This is a genomic window from Aeromonas sp. 1HA1, from assembly GCF_029237385.1.
Classification (GTDB): Bacteria; Pseudomonadota; Gammaproteobacteria; order Enterobacterales; family Aeromonadaceae; genus Aeromonas; species Aeromonas popoffii.
Window position 1 is genome coordinate 1 of record NZ_JAACGC010000016.1, and the last position, 20,408, is coordinate 20,408.

19 protein-coding genes are annotated in these 20,408 nt (G+C 59.5%); 12 read left to right on the top strand and 7 right to left on the bottom strand.

Annotated features, from left to right (window positions below):
* Nucleotides 1–489: 489 nt before the first annotated feature.
* The 5 genes from malE (at nucleotide 490) to GWQ22_RS07420 (ending at nucleotide 6,798) form a co-directional block, all read left to right on the top strand.
* The gene (gene malE, locus GWQ22_RS07400) at nucleotides 490–1,671 is read left to right on the top strand and encodes a maltose/maltodextrin ABC transporter substrate-binding protein MalE (RefSeq protein WP_042034512.1); all 1,182 of its coding nucleotides are present in this window, start codon (nucleotides 490–492) and stop codon (nucleotides 1,669–1,671) included.
* A 75-nt stretch (nucleotides 1,672–1,746) separates the two neighbouring features.
* Entirely contained in the window at nucleotides 1,747–3,399 is a 1,653-nt protein-coding gene (gene malF, locus GWQ22_RS07405) for a maltose ABC transporter permease MalF (RefSeq protein WP_042034511.1), read from the top strand.
* A 12-nt stretch (nucleotides 3,400–3,411) separates the two neighbouring features.
* Complete coding sequence (gene malG / locus GWQ22_RS07410) at nucleotides 3,412–4,302, top strand: maltose ABC transporter permease MalG (protein WP_042034510.1); 891 nt, start codon at nucleotides 3,412–3,414, stop codon at nucleotides 4,300–4,302.
* 256 nt (nucleotides 4,303–4,558) lie between these two features.
* Nucleotides 4,559–5,695: a sn-glycerol-3-phosphate ABC transporter ATP-binding protein UgpC gene (gene ugpC, locus GWQ22_RS07415; protein ID WP_042034509.1), complete on the top strand. Its 1,137-nt coding sequence runs from the start codon at nucleotides 4,559–4,561 to the stop codon at nucleotides 5,693–5,695.
* 302 nt (nucleotides 5,696–5,997) lie between these two features.
* Nucleotides 5,998–6,798, top strand: coding sequence for an alpha/beta fold hydrolase (locus GWQ22_RS07420; RefSeq protein ID WP_275929902.1), 801 nt, complete (start codon nucleotides 5,998–6,000; stop codon nucleotides 6,796–6,798).
* Nucleotides 6,799–7,044: 246 nt separating this feature from the next.
* Here the strand turns inward: GWQ22_RS07420 and GWQ22_RS07425 are convergent, their stop codons facing one another.
* Entirely contained in the window at nucleotides 7,045–8,115 is a 1,071-nt protein-coding gene (locus GWQ22_RS07425) for an AI-2E family transporter (RefSeq protein ID WP_275929903.1), read from the bottom strand.
* Nucleotides 8,116–8,140: 25 nt separating this feature from the next.
* Nucleotides 8,141–8,374, bottom strand: coding sequence for a sulfurtransferase TusA family protein (locus GWQ22_RS07430; protein ID WP_042034506.1), 234 nt, complete (start codon nucleotides 8,372–8,374; stop codon nucleotides 8,141–8,143).
* A 142-nt stretch (nucleotides 8,375–8,516) separates the two neighbouring features.
* Here GWQ22_RS07430 and GWQ22_RS07435 point away from each other — a divergent pair, with 142 nt between their 5' ends.
* Nucleotides 8,517–9,950 carry a M48 family metalloprotease gene (locus tag GWQ22_RS07435; RefSeq protein WP_212512714.1) on the top strand — a complete coding sequence of 478 codons (1,434 nt, stop codon included), beginning with the start codon at nucleotides 8,517–8,519 and terminating at the stop codon, nucleotides 9,948–9,950.
* 129 nt (nucleotides 9,951–10,079) lie between these two features.
* Here the strand turns inward: GWQ22_RS07435 and GWQ22_RS07440 are convergent, their stop codons facing one another.
* Nucleotides 10,080–10,559: a TlpA disulfide reductase family protein gene (locus tag GWQ22_RS07440; protein ID WP_275929904.1), complete on the bottom strand. Its 480-nt coding sequence runs from the start codon at nucleotides 10,557–10,559 to the stop codon at nucleotides 10,080–10,082.
* Between the two features lie 60 nt (nucleotides 10,560–10,619).
* Here GWQ22_RS07440 and arsC point away from each other — a divergent pair, with 60 nt between their 5' ends.
* The gene (gene arsC, locus GWQ22_RS07445) at nucleotides 10,620–10,970 is read left to right on the top strand and encodes an arsenate reductase (glutaredoxin) (protein ID WP_042034501.1); all 351 of its coding nucleotides are present in this window, start codon (nucleotides 10,620–10,622) and stop codon (nucleotides 10,968–10,970) included.
* Nucleotides 10,967–11,362: a DUF2069 domain-containing protein gene (locus tag GWQ22_RS07450; protein WP_042034500.1), complete on the top strand. Its 396-nt coding sequence runs from the start codon at nucleotides 10,967–10,969 to the stop codon at nucleotides 11,360–11,362. Before arsC ends, GWQ22_RS07450 begins: the two co-directional genes overlap by 4 nt.
* A gap of 53 nt (nucleotides 11,363–11,415) precedes the next feature.
* On the opposite strand, the gene GWQ22_RS07455 is transcribed toward GWQ22_RS07450, so the two are convergent.
* Together GWQ22_RS07455 and GWQ22_RS07460 are read right to left on the bottom strand one after the other, a co-directional pair.
* The gene (locus GWQ22_RS07455) at nucleotides 11,416–12,036 is read right to left on the bottom strand and encodes an ACP phosphodiesterase (protein ID WP_275929905.1); all 621 of its coding nucleotides are present in this window, start codon (nucleotides 12,034–12,036) and stop codon (nucleotides 11,416–11,418) included.
* A 141-nt stretch (nucleotides 12,037–12,177) separates the two neighbouring features.
* The gene (locus GWQ22_RS07460; protein ID WP_108537550.1) at nucleotides 12,178–13,080 is read right to left on the bottom strand and encodes a lysine exporter LysO family protein; all 903 of its coding nucleotides are present in this window, start codon (nucleotides 13,078–13,080) and stop codon (nucleotides 12,178–12,180) included.
* 543 nt (nucleotides 13,081–13,623) lie between these two features.
* Between GWQ22_RS07460 and GWQ22_RS07465 the strand changes: the two genes are divergently transcribed.
* The 4 genes from GWQ22_RS07465 to GWQ22_RS07480 all read left to right on the top strand — a co-directional run bounded on the left by GWQ22_RS07465 (nucleotide 13,624) and on the right by GWQ22_RS07480 (nucleotide 16,845).
* A complete protein-coding gene (locus GWQ22_RS07465; RefSeq protein WP_042034497.1) occupies nucleotides 13,624–14,394 on the top strand; it encodes an ABC transporter ATP-binding protein in 771 nt (256 codons plus the stop codon).
* 65 nt (nucleotides 14,395–14,459) lie between these two features.
* Nucleotides 14,460–15,233, top strand: coding sequence for an ABC transporter substrate-binding protein (locus tag GWQ22_RS07470; RefSeq protein WP_042034496.1), 774 nt, complete (start codon nucleotides 14,460–14,462; stop codon nucleotides 15,231–15,233).
* Between the two features lie 175 nt (nucleotides 15,234–15,408).
* Nucleotides 15,409–16,149: an ABC transporter permease gene (locus GWQ22_RS07475; protein ID WP_042034495.1), complete on the top strand. Its 741-nt coding sequence runs from the start codon at nucleotides 15,409–15,411 to the stop codon at nucleotides 16,147–16,149.
* A gap of 3 nt (nucleotides 16,150–16,152) precedes the next feature.
* Nucleotides 16,153–16,845: an ABC transporter permease gene (locus tag GWQ22_RS07480; RefSeq protein WP_042034494.1), complete on the top strand. Its 693-nt coding sequence runs from the start codon at nucleotides 16,153–16,155 to the stop codon at nucleotides 16,843–16,845.
* Between the two features lie 47 nt (nucleotides 16,846–16,892).
* Here GWQ22_RS07480 and GWQ22_RS07485 read toward each other — a convergent pair whose 3' ends face one another.
* Nucleotides 16,893–18,200 (bottom strand): capsular biosynthesis protein, encoded by a 1,308-nt coding sequence (locus tag GWQ22_RS07485; RefSeq protein ID WP_275929906.1) that lies wholly within the window; start codon nucleotides 18,198–18,200, stop codon nucleotides 16,893–16,895.
* A 7-nt stretch (nucleotides 18,201–18,207) separates the two neighbouring features.
* A complete protein-coding gene (locus GWQ22_RS07490) occupies nucleotides 18,208–20,295 on the bottom strand; it encodes a capsular polysaccharide biosynthesis protein (protein ID WP_275929907.1) in 2,088 nt (695 codons plus the stop codon).
* Between the last annotated feature and the right edge of the window lie 113 nt (nucleotides 20,296–20,408).

A 20,408-nucleotide genomic window follows, 5' to 3' on the forward strand; every position in this document is an offset into this window, starting at 1 on the left:
GGCCAGTTTGTATTGCCAGCCCGAAGGGAGCGAAGTTACCCCCGCTGCGTGAAGCCAAGGCCACAGAAGTATGGAGTTAAAAAAACCAATAAAAACAATGCCAGTCAGGCTTAACTGACTGGCATTACCGCACTTTGCTGCGGTGTCTTTTTATTTAAAGGGGTAAGGCTTGCCGAAACCAACTCGGTGCTTTGTTAACAAATTAAACAGAATAATCACCATGAAAGGGTTTTCAATGAGGTGAAAACCCTTTCATTTGTGTTTTTTTATTTCTATTTGGTAATTTAATTTCCATTTTTGGCGAGGGATATGCCAATAAATGGCGATAATCCCCTGAAATAAGAAAATGTTTTCAGAACTTGTTGGAGGAAAACACGTAATTGCATTTCAAAAATGCGAGTTGCGTCATGTGAGGGGGTGACGGCTTGGGATAATATTCATCCCGCACACAATGCTCTTACAGCGCGGAACTAATACAAGGAAAGGCTCATGAAAAAGAAATTGCTGTCATCCCTGATCGGTCTGGCTACTCTGGGCGTAGCCTGCTCTGCCACCGCCGCCATTGACGAAGGTCAACTGACCATCTGGATTAACGGTGACAAGGGATACAATGGTCTGGCCGAAGTTGGCAAGAGATTTGAAGCCGAAACCGGCATCAAGGTGAGGGTTGCTCACCCTGATCAGGTGGAAGTGAAATTCCAGCAAGCTGCTGCCACCGGCAACGGCCCGGACATCTTCTTCTGGGCTCACGACCGTTACGGTGAGTGGGTCAAAGCCGGTTTACTGGTTCCGGTGACGCCGAGCGCTGAGACCAAAGGCAAATTTGAACAGCTGGCATGGGATGCCATGACGGTGGATGGCAAAACCTATGGCTATCCGGTTGCCATGGAAGCGGTCAGCCTGATCTATAACAAGGATCTGCTGCCTGAGCCGCCGAAAACCTTCGAAGAGATCGCCAAGATTGACGAGACCCTGAAGAAGAGCGGCAAGCGCGCCATCATGTGGGCCTATGACACCCCCTATTTCAGCTACCCGCTGCTGGCCGCCAACGGTGGTTACGCCTTCAAGAAAACCGCTACCGGTTATGACGTGAAAGATACCGGCGTGAACAACGCGGGCGCCAAGCTGGGCGTGGGCTACATCTCCGAGATGATCAAGTCTGGTCATCTGGAAAAAGGCATCGACTACGGTGTGATGGACGCCAAGTTCAACAAGGGCGAAGTGGCCATGATGATCAACGGTCCCTGGGCCTGGAGCAACCTGGACAAGAGCGGCATCAATTACGGCGTCGCGCCGCTGCCGACCCTGAACGGCAAGCCAGCTAAAGCCTTCGTTGGCGTACTGGGTGCCACCATCAACGCCGCCAGCCCGAACAAGGATCTGGCCATCGAGTTCCTGGAAAACTACCTGCTGACCGATGCCGGTCTGGCACCGGTTAACGCCGACAAGCCGCTGGGCGCCGTGGCGCTGAAATCCTTCCAGAAAACCCTGGAATCCGATGCGAACATCAAGGCCACCATGCAAAACGCCCAGGCCGGCGAGCCGATGCCATCTGTTCCCGAGATGAGCCGTTTCTGGTCTTCCCTGGAAACCGCCCTCAAGAACGTGACCTCCGGTCGTCAGGGTGTTGACGAGGCACTGGATACCGCTGCCAAGCGTATCGTTCAGTAAGCACGCACGACCCGGGAGGCCGCAATGGCCTCCCACTCTCTCAAATATCTCTTGGCGTTATAAAGGTTAATTGGCATGGAAGTAGTACCTTCTGTTGAGTCCTATGCCGGTCCGAAGGATAAGCACACTTGGCTTAAGTGGACCATCGCTGCTCTGGTTGCCATCCTCAACGGCTACGCAGCCGTATTGATGTACGCCAGTGGCGAGTGGGTATTCGCGCTGCTGTCTCTGGTGGTGGTTTCCGTCGGTTTGTATGTCTTCATGAACAAGAAGACCTATGCCCACCGCTATATCTTCCCCGGTGTGGCTGGCATGGTTGTGTTTATCATCTTCCCTCTTGTCTACACGATCGGCATTGCCTTCACCAACTATTCTGGAACCAACTTGCTCTCCCTCGAGCAGGCGCGGGATTACCATCTGAAAAAAAGCTACAAGGTGGCGGGCGGTGAGTTCGATTTCACCCTGCTGGGTGGCGACAATGGCCAGTTCCAGCTGCTGCTGACACAGGATGATCACTCCTTTATCAGCCAACCTGTTTCCCTGATGACCAACAAGGCCCGTGCGCTGGCGTCCCGTGAGGGCAGAGTGCAGAGCTCCCAACAAGTGGTTGAGTTGCAGCCCTTCACTGGCGAAGCCGCCAGCCAGGCCGCGCCGATCCGCACCATCGTTGAGCATCGTTCTCACCTGAGTGACCTGGATCTGGTTCTGCCGGACGGTGGTACCCACCTGACCCTGAGCAGCCTGCGCAAGTTTGCCGCCCAGAAGCAGCAGTACACGCGTCTGATGGATGGCGCCGTACTCAGTTCCGGCGTGGTGATCAATGACCGTAACCTGTTGCGTAACACCCAGACCGGCGAGCTGATGCTGCCCAACGGTGACACCGGCTTCTATCAATACATCGACGAGCGGGGAGAGTTTGTCGGCAAGGGCATGGCGCCGGGGTTTGTGGTGAGTGTGGGGTGGAAAAACTTCGTGCGCATCATGACAGACCCGGGCATCCAGGGTCCCTTCATGCAGATCTTCATCTGGACCGTGATCTTCTCCACCTGCTCGGTTGTTTTCACCCTGGCCATCGGCATGGTGCTGGCCTGTCTGGTGCAGTGGGAGTCCCTCAAGGGGCGCGGTTTCTATCGGGTCATGCTGATCCTGCCCTACGCGATTCCGGCGTTTATCTCCATCCTGGTGTTCAAGGGGTTGTTCAACCAGAACTTCGGTGAGATCAACATGTTCCTGGAAGCGGTGTTTGGCATCAAGCCGGACTGGTTTACCAACCCCTTCCTGGCCAAGGTGATGATCCTTATCGTCAATACCTGGCTCGGTTACCCCTACATGATGATCCTCTGCATGGGCCTGCTCAAAGCCATTCCGGAAGATCTCTATGAAGCGTCTGCCATGGACGGGGCGGGTCCGGTGCAGAACTTCTTCAAGATCACGGTTCCGCTGTTGATGAAGCCGCTTACACCGCTGCTGATTGCATCCTTTGCCTTCAACTTCAACAACTTCGTACTTATCCAGTTGTTGACCAACGGGGCACCGGACATCATAGGCGCCAGTACCCCTGCCGGGACCACGGATCTGTTGGTGAACTACACCTACAGGATCGCGTTCCAGGGCTCGGGTGGTCAGGACTACGGTCTGGCCAGTGCCATTGCCACCGCCATCTTCCTTATTGTCGGCGCGCTTGCACTGCTCAACCTGAAATTGTCCAAAGCCGACAAGCAACACTAAGGAGGCTTCTCAATGGCTATCGTACAACCCAAATCAGTCAAATACCGGGTGTGGGCAACCCACCTGGTCATGTGGGGCTTTCTGGCGCTGATCATCTTCCCGGTGATCATGGTCATCGCCATCTCGTTTCGTACCGGTAACTTCTCGGTCGGGGAGATCATCCCCTCCAATCCGACCCTGGATCACTGGAGGCTGGCGCTGGGTATGTCCATCACCAACGCCGATGGCAGCATCACGCCGCCGCCGTTCCCCGTGCTGACCTGGCTGTGGAACTCCATCAAGATCGCCGGTATCACGGCCCTGATGATAGTGACGCTGTCGACCACCTGTGCCTATGCGTTTGCCCGCCTGCGTTTTCGTGGCAAGTCCACCATCCTGCAGGGCATGCTGATTTTCCAGATGTTCCCGGCCGTGCTGGCGCTGGTGGCTATCTATGCGCTGTTCAACAAGATTGGTGACTATGTGCCCTGGCTGGGTCTCAACACCCACGGTGGCCTGATCCTGGCCTACATGGGCGGCATAGCGCTGCACGTGTGGACCATCAAGGGCTACTTCGAGACCATCGACTCCTCACTGGAGGAGGCGGCGGCCATCGATGGGGCGACCCCCTGGCAGGCATTTCGCCTGATCCTGTTGCCCCTGTCGGTGCCCATTCTGGCGGTGGTGTTCATTCTGGCTTTCATCGGCACCATCACAGAGGTGCCTGTGGCCTCCATCCTGCTGCAGGATGTGAACAACCTGACCCTGTCGGTCGGTGCCCAGCAATACCTCTATCCGCAGAACTATCTGTGGGGTGACTTTGCCGCCGCCGCCGTGCTGTCGGGCCTGCCCATTACAGTGGTGTTCCTGATGGCTCAGCGTTGGCTGGTCGGCGGCCTCACCGCCGGTGGCGTGAAAGGTTAAGTGGCGCCACGCAGTCAGCACCCAGGTGTTCCTGATGGTCTATCGCAGGGTTGGCTGGTCGGTGGCCTCACCGCCGGTGGCGTGAAAGGTTAAGTGGTGCCACGCAGCCAGCACCCAGGTGTTCCTGCTGGTCTATCGCAGGGTTGGCTGGTCGGTGGCCTCACCGCCGGCGGCGTGAAAGGTTAAAGGTTTATGGCCGGGGGAGCTGACTCCCCCCGCTATCACGATTTGCACAGATTTCAGAGCGGAGCTCGTCATGGCTGAAGTAGTACTCAACAACGTTCGCAAGAACTACGATCCGGCGGTCCACAAGGACACGCTGCGCAACATCAACCTGGCCATCAAGGAAGGGGAGTTCATCGTCTTCGTCGGCCCGTCCGGCTGCGGCAAGTCCACCTTGCTGCGAATGATCGCGGGCCTGGAGGACATCACCAGCGGTGAGCTGACCATCGGCGGTCGCTACATGAACGACGTGCCGCCGGTGGAGCGTAACGTGGGCATGGTGTTCCAGTCCTACGCCCTCTACCCGCACATGAACATCTACGAGAACATGGCCTTTGGCCTCAAGCTCAAGAAGATGAGCAAAGAGAACATCCACAAGCGGGTGATGCGCGCCGCCGAGATCCTGGGGCTTGAGCCGCTGCTTGACCGCAAGCCCAAGGCTCTCTCTGGCGGTCAGCGCCAGCGGGTGGCCATCGGTCGCTCCATCGTACAGCAGCCCCAGGTGTTCCTGTTCGATGAACCCCTGTCGAACCTGGATGCTGCCCTGCGGGTCAAGATGCGCATCGAGATCGCCAAGCTGCACAAGGAGCTCAACTCCACCATCATCTACGTGACCCACGATCAGGTGGAAGCCATGACACTGGCCAACCGCATCGTGGTGCTGAGCCCGCTCAAGGGCGATGCCGAGACCAACCTGGAACAGTTCGGCACCCCGCTCGATCTCTACCACAACCCGGATAACAAGTTTGTGGCGGGTTTCATCGGCTCACCCAAGATGAACTTCCTGACGGGTGAGTTGCAGGAAATTGGCGAGCAGGAGTGCCTGGTCAAGCTCACCTCCGGCGATACGGTGCGGGCGCGGGTGGATGCCCGTCGTGGCGCTGTCGGTGACAAGGTGGAGCTCGGCATTCGTCCCGAGCATCTGTTCCCGCTCACGCACCCCCATGCACACAGCAAGGTGAGCGGTGTGGTGCAGGTGGCCGAACATCTGGGCGCCGAGTCGTTCGTCTATATGGATGTGGATGGTCATGACTTCACCGTCAAGACCACCTCGGATGTGGATGTGGCGACCGGTCAGACCTACAGCGTGGGTATCCCGGCTGAAGCCTGTTATCTGTTTGACGCTAAAGAGCAGGCATTCCCTCGCACCGCCAAGTACATTCGCACCTGATTTTTTTGCGCTGGTATTCCTTAGTATGCAATGCCTTTTTGCCGGTCGTCAGACCGGCTTTTTATTGCCTGCGGTTCGGGATCTCCGCCTGCTTGACACACGCCTGTCGCTTGACCGGCTCCGCCTGCCAGTGGGCGAGGGGGTACTCAGAGAAGCGCGGGCGTTGCTTGCCCTTTTCCTTGGGTATGGAACTCTCCTTTTGAGCCCTTTCTAGTGCGTCACCCCAGCTTGCACCAGGGAGGCGCGACGACCGAGGGCTGCGTGTTACACTGCCGCCCCGTCAGTTGGCAACAGGAGAAAACATGAAGCAATTTATGGAGATAGCGGGCCGCCAAATGGCCTATCTGGACGAGGGGCAGGGACCTGTTCTGTTGTTTGGTCACAGTTACCTGTGGGACAGCGCCATGTGGGCGCCGCAAGTCGCCGCGCTCAAGGGCCAGTATCGCTGCATCGTGCCCGAGCTGTGGGGCCACGGTGATTCTGACCGGTTGCCGGACGGTCCTTGCACCCTGACGACCCTGGCACGGGATCACCTGGCCCTGCTCGATGCTCTCGGGATCGACGAGTGTGTGCTTGTGGGCCTCTCCATCGGCGGCATGTGGGGGGTAGAGTTGGCCAACATGGCGCCGGCCCGTCTCAAGGGTCTGGTGCTGATGGACAGCTTCGTTGGCCTCGAGCCCCAGATCACCTGCGAACGTTACCTCGGCATGCTCGCGATGATCGAGCAGCTTGGCACTATTCCGGCGCCCATCGTCGAACAGGTTGCCCCTCTCTTCTTTGCCAATCAGCCCGATGCGGCTTTGTTGGCCGATTTCACGGCGCGGCTGGCGGCCTGGCCTGCCGACAAGATTGCCGCCATGGTGGCGGTCGGTCGCAGCTTCGTGACCCGGGAGGATCGCATTGACTGGCTGGAAGAGATCACGGTGCCGGCGCTGGTGATGACCGGCTGCGAGGACAAGGCGCGCCCCGTGCTGGAGGGCTATCTGATGGCCGAGGTGCTGGGTTGCCCCTTCAAGGAGATCCCGGCTGCGGGTCATATCTCGTCGTTGGAAAATCCCGCCTTTGTCAATCAGGCCCTGGCCGCATTTCTGGCCGACCGCTGAGACCGATACGCCAGCCTTGCCTGACCAAGAAGGGAGCCATGGGCTCCCTTCTTGGTTGTGAGGAGGTGGCGACTGGCCAGATATACCCGATCCCGCATCTGGCGTAGTGCCCCCCTGCTGCGTTGGCACTGTGAGGCTGGATACTCGCGCACTTTATCAGGGGGCTGACAGCGCCAGATAGCCCATCAGGGCCTCTTCGAAAAGATGCCCTGTGGGGATGAACCGGGAGTGCGAGAAGCTGCCTCGTCAGGCATCAGGCTGGAGGGCGTCATCGCGCTTGGGCCAGGCATTGATCACCGCCTTGACCAGGGTGGCGAGAGGGATGGCGAAGAAGACCCCCCAGAACCCCCACAGGCCGCCAAACACCAGCACGGCAATGATGATGGCTATCGGATGCAGATTGACCGCCTCGGAGAAGAGCAGGGGCGCCAAGAGATTACCATCCAGGGCCTGGATCACCAGATAGGCCACCATCACCCAGACGAACTCAGAAGAGAATCCCCATTGAAACAGCGCCACCATGGCCACGGGGACAGTCATTACCGCTGCGCCTATATAGGGAATGAGCACAGAGAAACCCACGGCTACCGCCAGCAGAGCGGAGTAGCGCAGGCCCATCATGGCAAACGTAATGTAGGAGGTCACCCCGACGATCAGGATCTCGATCACTTTGCCCCGCACATAGTTGATGATCTGGCCGTTCATCTCGGTCCCGACCTGCTTGACCAGGGCCCGATTGCGCGGCATGAAACGGGCGAGCCCCGAGAGCAGCAGCTGCTTGTCCTTGAGCATGAAGAACACCATCAGCGGCACCAGAATGAGGTAAATGAGCAGGACCACCACGTTGACCAGCGAACTCAGTGACGCTGTCACCAGATGCTCGCCGCCACTGAGGATGCGCTGACGGATGCTGTCAATCAGAGTCTCGACCAGGGTGACGTCGATAAACTCGGGATAGAGCTCTGGCAGGGTGCGGACATACTCTTGGGCATGGGCCAGCATGGAGGGCGCCTCCTTGATCAGATTGATGCCCTGGCTCACCAGGGTCGGGATCAGGCCCAGCAGTGACATCACAGTCACCGCGATAAAGAGCAGCAGCACCAGCGTGGTGGCGAGCGTGCGGGAGAGCCCGCTCCGTTGCAGCCTGAGTACCGGCCACTCCAGCAGATAGGCCATGACGATGGCCACCAGTATGGGTGTCAGCAGGCTGCCAAACAGCCAAAGCATCGCAAAGCTGAACACCAGCAACAGGAAGAGAGCGACCGCATCCGGGTCGGAAAAACGGGTCTGATACCAGCGCTTTAGTACTTCTAACATGACAGCATCCTTTCGTGACGGGGGCTCATGATGGCTGCTTGGCCCCGACAACCAACTGTAAAAAGATCGTATTGTCCGGCGCCTGTCGCAGCCTGACGACGTGTCCCTGGCGTTGCAAGTAGGCCGGAATATCCTGCCGGGAGCCAGCATCGGCCAGCCGAATGGTCACAGTTTGGCCACTTTTGGCTTCCCTTAGCCAGAGCTTGAGCCGGATCAGTGGCTCGGGGCAGCGCCAGGGGGTCAGATCGAGGTGTTCCATGAGGGCTCCAGCAGGCGTTAGGCGACTATTATGGCCGTGATGAGAGCACGAAACAACGCTTGTAGCCCTAGAGGGGCAAGGGTATTCTGCCGAGGTCCCTACTGATGGAGATAGAGATAACGTGGCACGCTTTTCCCCTTTGATGGCATCGCTTCCCCTGCTGGCTTCCCTGATGGGGGCCACTTTCCATGCCCAGGCGAGCAACCAGCTTCCTGATATCGGCACCGCCGGGGTGGCGGCCCTGCCCATCGAGCAGGAGATGCGCTATGGCAACGCCTTCATGCGTTTCGCCCGGGCGGGCCTGCCGATCATCGATGATCCTGTGCTGAACCAGTACATCGATGATCTTGGCCAGCGGCTGCTCTCCAACGCCGATGGGGTACGCTTCCCGTTTACCTTTTTCCTCATCAATGATCCCAGCATCAACGCGGCGGCCTTCCTCGGCGGACGGGTCAAGGTGCACACAGGCCTGTTCCTCTACGCCGACAGCGAGAGTGAGCTGGCCTCGGTACTGGCGCACGAAATCACCCACGTGACCCAGCGCCACATAGCCCGCTATATGGAGGCGCAGGCGAGCACCTCCGCCATGACCCTGGCCGGGCTGGTGGGCTCCATCGCGCTGGCGGTGATCAACCCCACCGCCGGTATCGCCGCCCTGCAGACCACGCTGGGCCTCTCCATGCAGTCGGCCATCAACTACACCCGCGAGAACGAGTACGAAGCGGACCGGATCGGCATGAAGACCCTGTATGACGCGGGCTTTGATCCCATGGGCATGGCCAACTTCTTCCAGAAACTGGCGGCCGAATATCGCTACGCCAGCAAGCCACCCGAGATGCTGCTGACTCACCCGCTGCCCGAGACCCGGATCTCCGAGGCCCGTGGCCGCGCCTCCAGCTATGCTCGCCGCGACTTGCCCCCCAGCCTCGACTTCTGGCTGGCCAAGGTGCGCATCCAGGTGCGCTATGGCACCGAGAGCCCGCAGGCGCTGCTCAGCTATTTCGACCACCGCCTGCAGAAGGGGGATTACCCGCTCAAGGATGCGGCCATCTACGGCAAGGCGCTGGCGCTGTTGCAACTCAAGCGTACCGACGAGGCCGATGCCCTGATGCAGGAGCTGGCGAGCCGTCACCCGGAAGATCTGTTCGTGGTGGATGCCCTCACCGACATCGATCTTGCCAAGGGGCGCAGCGCCCAGGCTATCGCCCGGCTGGAGAAGTTCCGCACCCGCATGCCGGACAACGAAGTGGTGGTGGTCAACCTCGGTAACGCCTACCTCGAGAGCGGCAACTACAAGAAATCCATCGCCATTCTTGACCCCTATGCCCGCGAGCACCCGGAGAACAATCTGGCCTGGAACCTGCTGACCGATGCCTATCGCAAGGCGGGGCGGATGACGGATCTGCACATGGCGCGGGCCGAGATACTCTCCCTGCGCGGGGATTATCAGGCGGCCATCGACGAGCTGATCGTGGCCCGTGGCACCACCAGCGACAAGCTGACGCTGGCCCGGCTGGAGGCGCGCATCACCGAGCTGGAGCGGGCGAAGAAAGATCTCGACAGCCTGAAAGGGTGATGAGTCAAAGGTGCGGTGAAGCGGGGTGTGCCAGCAATGGGACACCCCGTTTCTTTACCCATCGGTGCCCGGGCGTCGTTCAGACCAATCCTGTCGTTATGTGTGGGCAAAGGGCAGGATGGGGCCGGGCTAGCGAAATGCCGCAGCCTGCTCCTTGAGGGTGGCAATCTGCTGCGCATCGAGCTCGCCGACGATTGTCTGTTGCAGCTTGCCCTTTGCATCGAGCAGATAGCTGGTGGGCAGTCCGGTTGGGCGGGGGAAAGGCAGGCTTGCCGTGTCATTGGCGATCAGCAGTGGCAAGGTGACCCGGTAGCGGCTCGCCAGTGATGCCAGCTCGGCCGGGATGGCCGGATCATAGTGAATGGCCACTATGGTGAGGGAGCCCTCCTGCGCCAGCGCCTCCAGCAGTGGCAACTCGCGCAGGCAGGGGGCGCACCAGGGGGCGAAGTAGTTGATCAGCAGCGGCTTGCCAGCAAACTGGGTCAGTGTCACCGGCTGGCCCTGGCCGTTCGTGAACTCGGGCGCCGGGGAGCAGGCGCTCAGCAGACCGGCCACAATCAGCCAACAAATTCGTTTCAATTCCTTTCCACTGCCGCTTACCCTGACCATCAGTTTCCCCTACAATAGCGCCGTTTCTTGTCCCATCTTGCGATCAATCAGGGAGTTACCATGAGCGAGACCCAAATTTACCACAATCCGCGCTGCTCAAAGAGCCGTGAAACCCTGGCCCTGCTGGAACAGCACGGGATCGCCCCTGATGTGGTGCTCTATCTGGAGCAGGCACCGAGCGAGGCGCAAATCCGCACCCTGCTGAGCCAGCTCGGTTTCACCGATCCGCGTCAGCTGATGCGCACCAAGGAAGCGCTCTACCAGGAGTTGGGGTTGGGCGAGGTGAACGGTGATGCCCTGATCAGCGCCATGCAGCAGCACCCCAAGCTGATCGAGCGCCCCATTGTCATCAACAATGGTCAGGCCCGTATTGGTCGTCCGCCCGAGCGGGTGCTGGAGATCATCAAGTGAGTACCCGCTTCGCTCATCTGCTGACCCTGGTCGGCTTCTTTGGCTTGCTGGCCTGGGTCATCATCTGGCACCTGTTTCTCTCGCCCCACCCTGATCTCAACCCCTGGCTGCTGCCGGTGATCTGGACGGTGCCGCTGCTCTTCCCCCTCAAGGGCATAGTGCAGGGCAACCCCTACACCCATGCCTGGGGCAACTTCGTGTTGATGCCCTATTTCGTCCACGCCCTGACCCTGATCACCACGGATGAGGGAGAGCGCTGGTTGGCTGTGGTGGAGCTGGTATTCGCCACACTCGCCTTCGTCGGCACCATCTATTACGCCCGCCTGCGTGGCCGTGAGCTGGGGCTCAGCATTCGCAAGAAGAAGGGTGAGCCTTCACAGCAAGAGAAATAAAGAGCTGAGCCAGCGGGCTTTTATCTGCAAACCGGACCCAGGGTCCGGTTTTTTTATGGCTGAAGGCCAGCGCGGCCGCCCCTCTTGCGATAGTGGGTGAGCTGTTGCTCGCTAAAGCCCATCAACTGGGGATAGAAGCGCAGAAATCCCTGCTCGCTACGGTGCCAGCTGGCGTCGTCCAGGGTGGCGAGGGCATAGCCCAGCAAGATGGGTCGGCGCAGCCGGTGTCCTATGCCGTTGAGGGCTCGGCCCAGCCCCTCCCTGTGGCGATAGGAGGCGATCCAGTTCTGCTCCGCCATCCGTTTGAGCGCAACGGGCAAGCCATCCGGCAGGTGCTGATGATCCGCCAGCAGCTGCCCATAACTGTGCTGCAGAAAACGGGGCAGGGGCGCTTCGCCAAATTGCGGCCAGTGCAGGCTGAGCCAGTGGTCGTAGAGCATGTCCACCAGGATGCCGCCAAAGCGGCGCCAGGGCGCCTCGAAGCAGGCCACTGCCGCCCTGTGCTCGGGGTGGGCATCGGTAAAGGCATCTATCTTGCGATGCAGCCAGATCCCCTCATCGAAGTGAGCAGCAAGACCCGTTGGCAGCGGCCCCTTGACGAAATCCCCCAGCAGGTTGCCGGTGAGGGAGCTTTGGGTATGGGCAGCCAGATGCAGGTGAGCCAGATAGTTCATGACGGTGGATGTCGGCCAGCAAAATGGAAATGCTGGTGAGCCTAGCGGATCCGGCCGCACTTGCCTATGGCTGACTGGCCGCGGGCGCACCATGGCACAACAAGCCCGATACGCGGGTCGGGCCGGACAGGGTTGGCAGCGCTAGATTGCCAGAAAGCCGAGGATCAGGATGGGGCCGAGCAGGCTGAGGATAAAGCCCGAGACAATCGCCACCGGCACCACCTGAATGCCGCCGGACTTCTGGATGACCGGCAGGGTGAAGTCCAGCGCGGTGGCGCCGCCGTAGCCGATGGCGGCGGAGGGGTGGCGACGCATCAGCATGGGAATGATGAGGATGGCGATAAGCTCGCGGCCCAGATCGTTGATAAAGGCGGCCGAGCCCAGCACGGGCCCCAGCTTGTCGGCGACCAGAATGCCCGACAGCGAATACCAGCCGAAGCTGGAGCTGAGCGCCAGAGCGTGGCTCAATGGCATACCCAGCAGCTGGGCCGCCAGCACGCTGCCCAACCAGCTGCTGATGATGACGGTGAAGGCGATCTTCATGCCCCAGGGGTTCAGCAGTATCTGGCGCAGCCGCATGCCGGAGTTGCGCATCTGTACCCCGATGAGCAGCAGCAACAGCATCAGTGCCCACTCGCTCCATGTGTCGATGGGCAGGGCCCGCAGATCCATCAGCAGCCCCAGCAGTACGCCCCCCAGTACCACCAAGCAGAGCTGCAACGACTCCCACAGCAGGTGCAGCTTGCTCGGCATCTTGGCATCGCTGGCCTCATGGGTTGGCGGGCTGCGCCTGTCCAGCCACCAGAGTGCCAGCAGGTTGCAGACGGTGATGGCGGCCAGCATCACGCCGGCCACCTTGAAGATCACCGCCAGATTGCTGCCGAGGTTGTCCACATAGGCCAGCCCCAGCCCCATCAGAAACAGGATGAGGTAGACCATCTTGCCAAGGGACTGATTGACCAGCTTGATGAGCCGGGCGGAGGAGAGAGGGATCAGATAGCCGACGCCTAACGGCAGCAGGATCAGCAATACATTGAGCAACATCGGGGCCTCGAACACGAAAACTGGTAAAAATAACACCTTATCACTACTTATTGGCTCTGTGTCACATTTCTGTGAGTTTGGGTGGCTCATCCGGGGCTTTTTGTCCGGTTGTTATGTTTTTGGTGCAAGCTGTTGCACGCATTTGGTTCAAAGGCCCACCCTGGTGCGGCAAGGGGGGAGCAATGAAATCAAGGCCATCGCCCAGTTTTCAACAAGGTGCAAACAGTGACCGGGTGAATAAAGTCGCCTGCTCCGTGTTCCTGTCATGATATCGAAATGTGCTTGCCACCCTTGTGATCCGGGTATAAAAAGGCGGTGGCACTCGATTGGCCTGAACCGGGTTTTATGCAGACAAAGTGCTGAAAAATACCATCGAGACCAATCAAAATACAGAGAAAACACCAAAGACCTCTGTTCTGTATTGTTTTTTAACTATTCGAGTGATATTTTCGCTGAAGGTTGCCATCGGTTAACTTTTTGTTAAATTCATGATGGTGTGAGTCACGCCGTAGCGGCGTCTAGGGACAGACAAGGTTGTAATGGATGAGTGACGTTGCCGCACTGGAAGTTCGTGAACTGCACAAGTATTTCGGCACCCACGAAGTGCTCAAGGGCATCGATATGACCGCCCACAAGGGGGATGTGATCTCCCTGATAGGCTCCTCCGGCTCGGGGAAGTCGACCTTTCTTCGTTGTATCAATCTGCTGGAAACCCCCTCTTCCGGCACAGTTTCACTCCATGGCGAGCTTATTCGCATGAAATCCAACCGGGCCGGTGAGCGGCAGCCGGAGGACATGCGTCAGGTGGAGCGCATTCGCAGCCGGCTGGCCATGGTGTTTCAAAGTTTCAATCTCTGGTCGCACATGACCATCATGCAGAACATCATAGAGGTACCCATTCAGGTGCTAAAGATGCCCCGCGCCGAGGCCATCGCCAAGGCAGAACACCTGCTCAACCGGGTGGGGCTGTGGGAGCGGCGCGATTACTATCCCGGTCACCTCTCCGGTGGCCAGCAGCAGCGGGCGGCCATCGCCCGGGCGCTGGCAGTGGAGCCCGATGTGATGCTGTTTGATGAACCCACCTCGGCGCTGGATCCCGAGCTGGTGGGGGAGGTGCTCGGCCTGATGCGCGAGCTGGCCGAGGAGGGGCGCACCATGCTGGTGGTGACCCACGAGATGTCGTTTGCCCGTGATGTGTCGAACAAGGTAATGTTTCTGCATCAGGGGCGGGTGGAAGAGGAGGGCAATCCCCAGGAGATTTTCGCCCATCCCAAGTCTGAACGGTTCAAGCAATTCATCTCCTCCATCTATTGATGGGCGGGATGGTTTATCAGCAAGCCGCAACTTCAACAGTCGACGTTTTTATCAAGGAGAGATACATGAACAAGCTGATGCTGGCGACTGCCATAGTCACTGCCCTGTCTTCCGGCAGCCTGATGGCCAAGGAGTGGAAAGAGGTACGGATCGGGGTTGAAGGTGCTTATCCTCCCTTCTCCTGGACCGAGCCCAGTGGTGAGGTGAAAGGTTTCGACATCGACATCGCCAAGGCCTTGTGCGAAGAGATGCAGGTGAAATGTACCCTGGTCAAGCAGGACTGGGACGGCATCATTCCGGCGCTGCTGTCGCGCAAATATGACGCCATCATTGCCACCATGGATATCACCGAGGAGCGCAAGAAGAAGGTGGACTTCACCCAGAAGTACCAGCACATTCCGGCCCGCTTCGCCGCCAAGAAGGGCACCGAGGTCAAGCTCGACAAGGCCTTCATGGATGGTAAAACCGTGGCGGTGCAACGCGCCACCTCCATGGATACCTTTATTACCGACAACTTCCCCAACGCCACCATCAAGCGTTATGGCACCGCAGATGAAGCCTATCTCGATCTGAAATCCGGTCGGGTTGACTATGTGATGGCCGATTCTGCTGCCATTACCGACGGTCTGCTGAAGAAAGAAGGGGGCGATGCCTACGAGTTCGTCGGCCCGAAACTGACCGATCCCAAGTGGTTTGGCGAGGGTGCCGGCATCGCGGTACGCAAGGCTGACAAGGATCTGAAAGAGAAATTCAACGCCGCCATCCTGGCGCTGCGCGCCAGCGGCAAGTACAAGGAAATCAACGACAAGTACTTCGACTTCGACGTCTACGGCGAGTAAGTCCAAAGACCTCTACAGCGAATAACGACAGGTTGACCCTGTCAGTCGTCATCGGGCCCGTTGCCTTCCTGCTGGGAGCGACGGGCCCGCTTAGTTGCAATGGAGCTGCATGTGTTTGGTGTGAAAGGATATTGGGACGGGCTAGCCCGCTCAATGCGTTGCAATGGAGCCGCATATGTTTGATTTGAAAGGATACGAAGCCTCCCTGCTGGAGGGCGCATGGGTCACGCTGGAGGTGGCGCTGGCCTCACTGCTGCTGGCGCTGCTGCTGGGCATGCTGGGGGCGCTTGCCAAGCTCTCCCCCTACAAGTGGGCACGCGGCATCGCGACCACCTACACCACCGTCATTCGCGGCATTCCCGATCTGGTGTTGATGATGCTGCTGTTCTTCGGCGGCCAGGTGCTGATCAACAGCCTCTGCAGCTGGGTCAACGAGACCTACAACAGCTGGTTGCTGGAGAGCAATCCCAATCAGGAGTGGGTCTCCCTGCTGCCTGACTATATCGACATCAGTCCGTTTGCGGCCGGGGTGGCCACCATCGGCTTCATCTTCGGCGCCTACATGACAGAGACCTTCCGCGGCGCCATTCTGGCGGTGGACAAGGGGGAGCTCGAGGCAGCCCGCGCCTTTGGCATGCGAGCGACCCAGGTGTTTGTGCGGATCCTCTTCCCCCAGATGATGCGCCATGCCCTGCCGGGCTTTGGCAACAACTGGCTGGTGCTGCTGAAAACCACGGCGCTGGTCTCCATCATCGGGCTCGATGACATGGTGCGCAAAGCCTCCCTGGCGGCGGGGTCGACCCAACAGCCCTTCACCTTCTACATGGCGGTGGCCCTGATCTTCCTGATCTTCACTGCGGTCTCCACCTCGGCACTGAAATGGGCCGAACGTCACTATGCGATAAAGACGAGGTAAGCCATGGATTTCTCAATCATTCTCAAAGAGTGGCCCACCTACTGGGAGGGGCTTTACACCACAGTGCTGCTGGTGGCGGCGTCCCTAGTGCTCGGCCTGGCCCTGGCGGTGCCCATGGGGATACTGCGCAACAGCCGCAACTGGTTGATCAAGGGGCCGATCTGGGCCTATATCTACTTCTTTCGTGGCACTCCCTTGCTGGTGCAGCTCTTTATCATCTACTACGGCGCCGCCCAGTGGGAGTGGCTGAAAAACAGCGCCGCCTGGGATCTGTTCGCCCAGGCCTGGTTCTGCGCCCTGCTGGCGTTCACCCTCAACACAGGTGCCTATACCGCCGAGATAGTGCGCGGCGCCGTGCTCAACATGCCCAAGGGGCAGATTGAAGCGGCCAGCGCTTTTGGCATGACCCGCTGGCAGACCCTCACCCGTATCATATTGCCCAACTCGTTTCGCCGTGCGCTGCCAGCCTACAGCAACGAGGTGATCTTCATGCTGCAGGGCTCGGCGGTGGCCGGCATTATCACCATCGTCGATTTGACCGGCGCAGCGCGGATCATCAACTCCCGCTACTACAGCCCGTTCGAGGCGTTTTTGACCGCAGGCCTGCTCTACATGCTGCTGACCTTCGTCATCGTCTGGCTGTTCAAGAAGTGGGAAGCCCGCTGGCACGCCCACCTGCGCCCCCGCATCGTGTAATCCCATAAAAAAAGCCCGCAGCGCGGGCTTTTTTGTCTCTGTGTTGCTTACAAGGTGGCGATGGGGGTCAACAGCTCGTCAGCCAGGAGGCCCAAGGCACTCAGAGCACTGAGGGCGCCGATGATACTGGTCGGCGCCTGCTTGCCCTGTTTGACGGGCAGGGTCTGCTCGCTGTGCTGATGGATCTTCTGCACCACGGCCATGGCGCTCAGTTCCAGATGGCGGTAGAAGCTGGCATTGAGCTGGGTCAGATGGAGCAGGGACTGGCGCATGCGCTCGAAGGTGTCGCTGCACACCGGGCTCTGCTTGTGCCAGAAGGTTGCAAGGCTGCCACGGGTGGTGAGGCCTGCCAGATCATACAGGGCCCGCCCCATGCAAAAGGTCGGCACATCGTGCAGCAGGGCGGAGAGACCAACCGTGCTGTTGATGGTGATGACGCCCTTGAGCAGCGGATAAAGGGTCGGCAGCGGCAAGTCGTAGCCATAAAACACCCGCCCTTCCAGCCCGAGCAGCGTCACCAGTCGGTTTATCTGGGACTGGTAGCTGACATAACCCCGGTCCATGGGGTGGTGCTTGAACAGCAACACATCCTCGCGGTGGGCATGTTCGGCAAAGGAGTTCATCACCTGGGCGACCATCTCTTCCACGCCGCTCAAGTCAGAGTGCTCCCTTATCTGAAAATCCTCGGTGACCTGCAAGGGCACGAAGAAGATATGGCCCTTGTGCTGGGGCAGCGCCTTGAGCAGCGAGCGATCAGACCATCTGTACCACCACTTGACCAGGCCGCCCGCCACCCAGCCTCGGGCTTCCTGATACAGGCTCCAGGGCCTGTGGTTGACGAAATGCGGATAACGCCAGCGAAACAGCATCTTGCTGATGTGGTAGCGGCTGGCATACCCGGCGCGGCGGGCAAAGGTCTTGCCTACCTGCAGAGGCGCTTCATAGGGGGCAGGCCAGGCCATCTTGGCCAGCTGGTCACGTTTGGCAAAGAGCGGGCTGAAGGCATTGACCCCCCCCTGCTCCAGGGTCACATAGTCGGGGCGCAGATACCCCTCTTCCATGGCCCAGACGGCGATCTTCTTCAGCTTGCAGATGCGAATGGCCTGCAGGTGGTAATAGCGGCAATCGCCGTAGCAGATCAGGCTGTCGATACCATGTCGCTTGATAAAGCGGCGAAAAAAGGTATTCCAGGTTTCCGGCTTGCCGGTGAAGCGTTCGTTATGGCCTGTGCAGGGCCAGCACTCGTCGCCGCCATTGAAATGGATCTTGTAAACCTCGTGGCCCGCCTCGCTCAGGGTCTGGCTCAAGGTTTGAAAGAAGGGGCCGAGCGGTCCTTGCAACAACAAAATCTTCATGGTCGGCTTATCTCATGAACCGGGGGAGGGCGGGGCGCTGCAACAGCGTCTGTGTCAGGTAACTCAGTTTGATCTGCCAGCGTTGCCAGCGGCTCGACTTGTGGGCCGATGAGTGTCCTTGCTCTGCCAGCTGGCGGATCAACTGCTCCGGGCTTATCCAGAGCCCGGTCTGCCAATCGATGTAGAGCGGATAGGCGACCAGCGTCAGGTAAACCAGCGCCGCCAGGGGCAGGTTGCGCTGGCGCCGGGCCGGGGGATGAGCATCTGTCGTCAGTCCCCAGCCGCTGTAGAAGGGCTGCCCCCAGGTCGTGACCTTCACCCCCTGCACCAGCGCTTCGAATCCGCTCAGCGAGGTCATGGTATGCAGCTCGTCCACGTGGGGGTAGAGACTGGTTAGCCCTATGTCCAGCACCTGGCTGTCGACACACTCTGCCAGGCAGGCGGCAGAGATGGCACCTGCCCGATTGCCCGCCACCACATCCGGGTGTGGCTTGAACAGGATATGCGCCTCTGGCTTGGCGGCGCGCACGGCCCACAGCAACTGTTCATTGCTGCGAATGGTCGGGCTGCCGGTCAGGATGGAGGCATCCCCGTCTACCTGACCCACCACCAGCACCAGCGGGCGCCCATCGGCAGGCGGTGTGTAGTGCTGTGGCGTGCCCACGTTGTACTTGCTGACCCTGTGCTGCAGGAGCAGTTCAATCAGGGCGGCGCCCCGATTGACGTCGACCTGTGTCAGTTGCTGATAGTTGAGCAACTGCTCGAGCCCGCTTGGCATGCGGCTGTCGAAATAGATCCCGACCAGATCGATGGAGAGGGAAGAGGGGCGACAGAGGTTGGAACCGAGCCCCCGGGATCGGATAAAGCCATCTTCAACCCGAATGGCTGAGGTCAGATCCGGGTAGCGGCTGCCCCAGACCAGCACCTGCTCATCGCCGGTCAGCCGCTTGGGCGGCGTGCGCACAAAGCGCAGCTCATCGGCCAGGTGGTGGCAAAACGCCTGCATAAAGGCGCGTTTCCACAGGGAGAAACCAACCAGATAGAGCCTGCGCCAGCGCGGCGCTGGCCTCTGCTGGCGCGCTATGATGGCCAGCACCTCCTCCACCTCACAGCGCTGACCGAGCACCGGATCCTGATAGCGCGGATAGAGGATAAGCGCCGCCGCTGCCAGTTGGGGCAGCGATACCTGAACCTTGCGGCGCTCGCACTGCTTGCTATCAACGGTCAGCCCCCAGCCGGCGTAGAACGGCATGCCGAAGCAATAGACCGGCTTGCCGAGCAGCAGCGCCTCAAATCCGAGCTGGGAAGAGACGGTATAGACGGCCCCCACCCGGCTGAGCAGGGCATGGGGATGGCAGTGATCGGCAACTACCTCCACATCATCCAGTTGCAGTCGGGCCAGCACGCCGCTCTTCTTGCCAAAACGGGTGTCGGGATGCGTGCGCAGCAGCAGGCGGGCATGGGGGTGATTGCGACGTGCCGCCTCGACCATGGCCATAAAATCGGTCTCACTGGCCAGGGCCCCCGGAATGGAGAGATCGCCCGCCACCTGATCCACCAACAGCACCCTGGGTCTGCCATCTTGCAGCAGGCGCTGGGCCAGCGCCGCGGGCAAACCACCCGGCTCGCCTCGCGCAGAGAGCCCGGCAGAAGCATCGCCAGCGGGATGGGCAGGGCGAGTGGCATAGCAGTTGTACTTGGTCACACCGAGGCGCACCAGGTCAGCCATCAGTCGCTGCGCCCGCTCAAGCAGGGCGTCATCCACCGGGGTGGCAATCAGCTGTTCAAGCTGGCTGGGCTGGCGCGCATCGTAATAGATACCGACGGGGTCTGCGATAAGCGAGACCGCCTTGCCGCCTTTGGCGGGATGACCGATATAACCGATAAAGCCATCTTCCAACTGCCAATAGGGCAGGCCCAATGCCTGCGCCTGCTGTTTAATCTGACGGGTATTGGCTTTCTGGCCCCAGCCCACCAGGGCATCGCCGGGCTGGGGGGGGGCATCAGGGGTGAGACGTGCCAATGGCTGGCCCAGACAGGCGCTGATCTGCGCGCTGCGGGCCAGTATGCCGCCAGATTGTGTCCATAGAGTCATGCAAGTTGCTCGGATAAAAGGGTGTTAAAAAGCAAAAGGAATATATTTTCGAATTACGCAAGCTGTTTACGGCATATTTTTTAAATTTCAATAAATACGATATCTAGCTTTTA

Coding starts and splice junctions, on each gene's coding strand:
- GWQ22_RS07480 (WP_042034494.1), top strand. CDS start 16,153: ATGGATTTCTCAATCATTCTCAAAGAGTGGCCCACCTACTGGGAGGGG.
- GWQ22_RS07430 (WP_042034506.1), bottom strand. CDS start 8,374: ATGGAACACCTCGATCTGACCCCCTGGCGCTGCCCCGAGCCACTGATC.
- arsC (WP_042034501.1), top strand. CDS start 10,620: ATGAGCGAGACCCAAATTTACCACAATCCGCGCTGCTCAAAGAGCCGT.
- GWQ22_RS07435 (WP_212512714.1), top strand. CDS start 8,517: ATGGCATCGCTTCCCCTGCTGGCTTCCCTGATGGGGGCCACTTTCCAT.
- GWQ22_RS07425 (WP_275929903.1), bottom strand. CDS start 8,115: ATGTTAGAAGTACTAAAGCGCTGGTATCAGACCCGTTTTTCCGACCCG.
- GWQ22_RS07460 (WP_108537550.1), bottom strand. CDS start 13,080: ATGTTGCTCAATGTATTGCTGATCCTGCTGCCGTTAGGCGTCGGCTAT.
- GWQ22_RS07420 (WP_275929902.1), top strand. CDS start 5,998: ATGAAGCAATTTATGGAGATAGCGGGCCGCCAAATGGCCTATCTGGAC.
- GWQ22_RS07475 (WP_042034495.1), top strand. CDS start 15,409: ATGTTTGATTTGAAAGGATACGAAGCCTCCCTGCTGGAGGGCGCATGG.
- GWQ22_RS07490 (WP_275929907.1), bottom strand. CDS start 20,295: ATGACTCTATGGACACAATCTGGCGGCATACTGGCCCGCAGCGCGCAG.
- malE (WP_042034512.1), top strand. CDS start 490: ATGAAAAAGAAATTGCTGTCATCCCTGATCGGTCTGGCTACTCTGGGC.
- GWQ22_RS07455 (WP_275929905.1), bottom strand. CDS start 12,036: ATGAACTATCTGGCTCACCTGCATCTGGCTGCCCATACCCAAAGCTCC.
- GWQ22_RS07465 (WP_042034497.1), top strand. CDS start 13,624: ATGAGTGACGTTGCCGCACTGGAAGTTCGTGAACTGCACAAGTATTTC.
- ugpC (WP_042034509.1), top strand. CDS start 4,559: ATGGCTGAAGTAGTACTCAACAACGTTCGCAAGAACTACGATCCGGCG.
- malG (WP_042034510.1), top strand. CDS start 3,412: ATGGCTATCGTACAACCCAAATCAGTCAAATACCGGGTGTGGGCAACC.
- GWQ22_RS07470 (WP_042034496.1), top strand. CDS start 14,460: ATGAACAAGCTGATGCTGGCGACTGCCATAGTCACTGCCCTGTCTTCC.
- malF (WP_042034511.1), top strand. CDS start 1,747: ATGGAAGTAGTACCTTCTGTTGAGTCCTATGCCGGTCCGAAGGATAAG.
- GWQ22_RS07440 (WP_275929904.1), bottom strand. CDS start 10,559: ATGGTCAGGGTAAGCGGCAGTGGAAAGGAATTGAAACGAATTTGTTGG.
- GWQ22_RS07485 (WP_275929906.1), bottom strand. CDS start 18,200: ATGAAGATTTTGTTGTTGCAAGGACCGCTCGGCCCCTTCTTTCAAACC.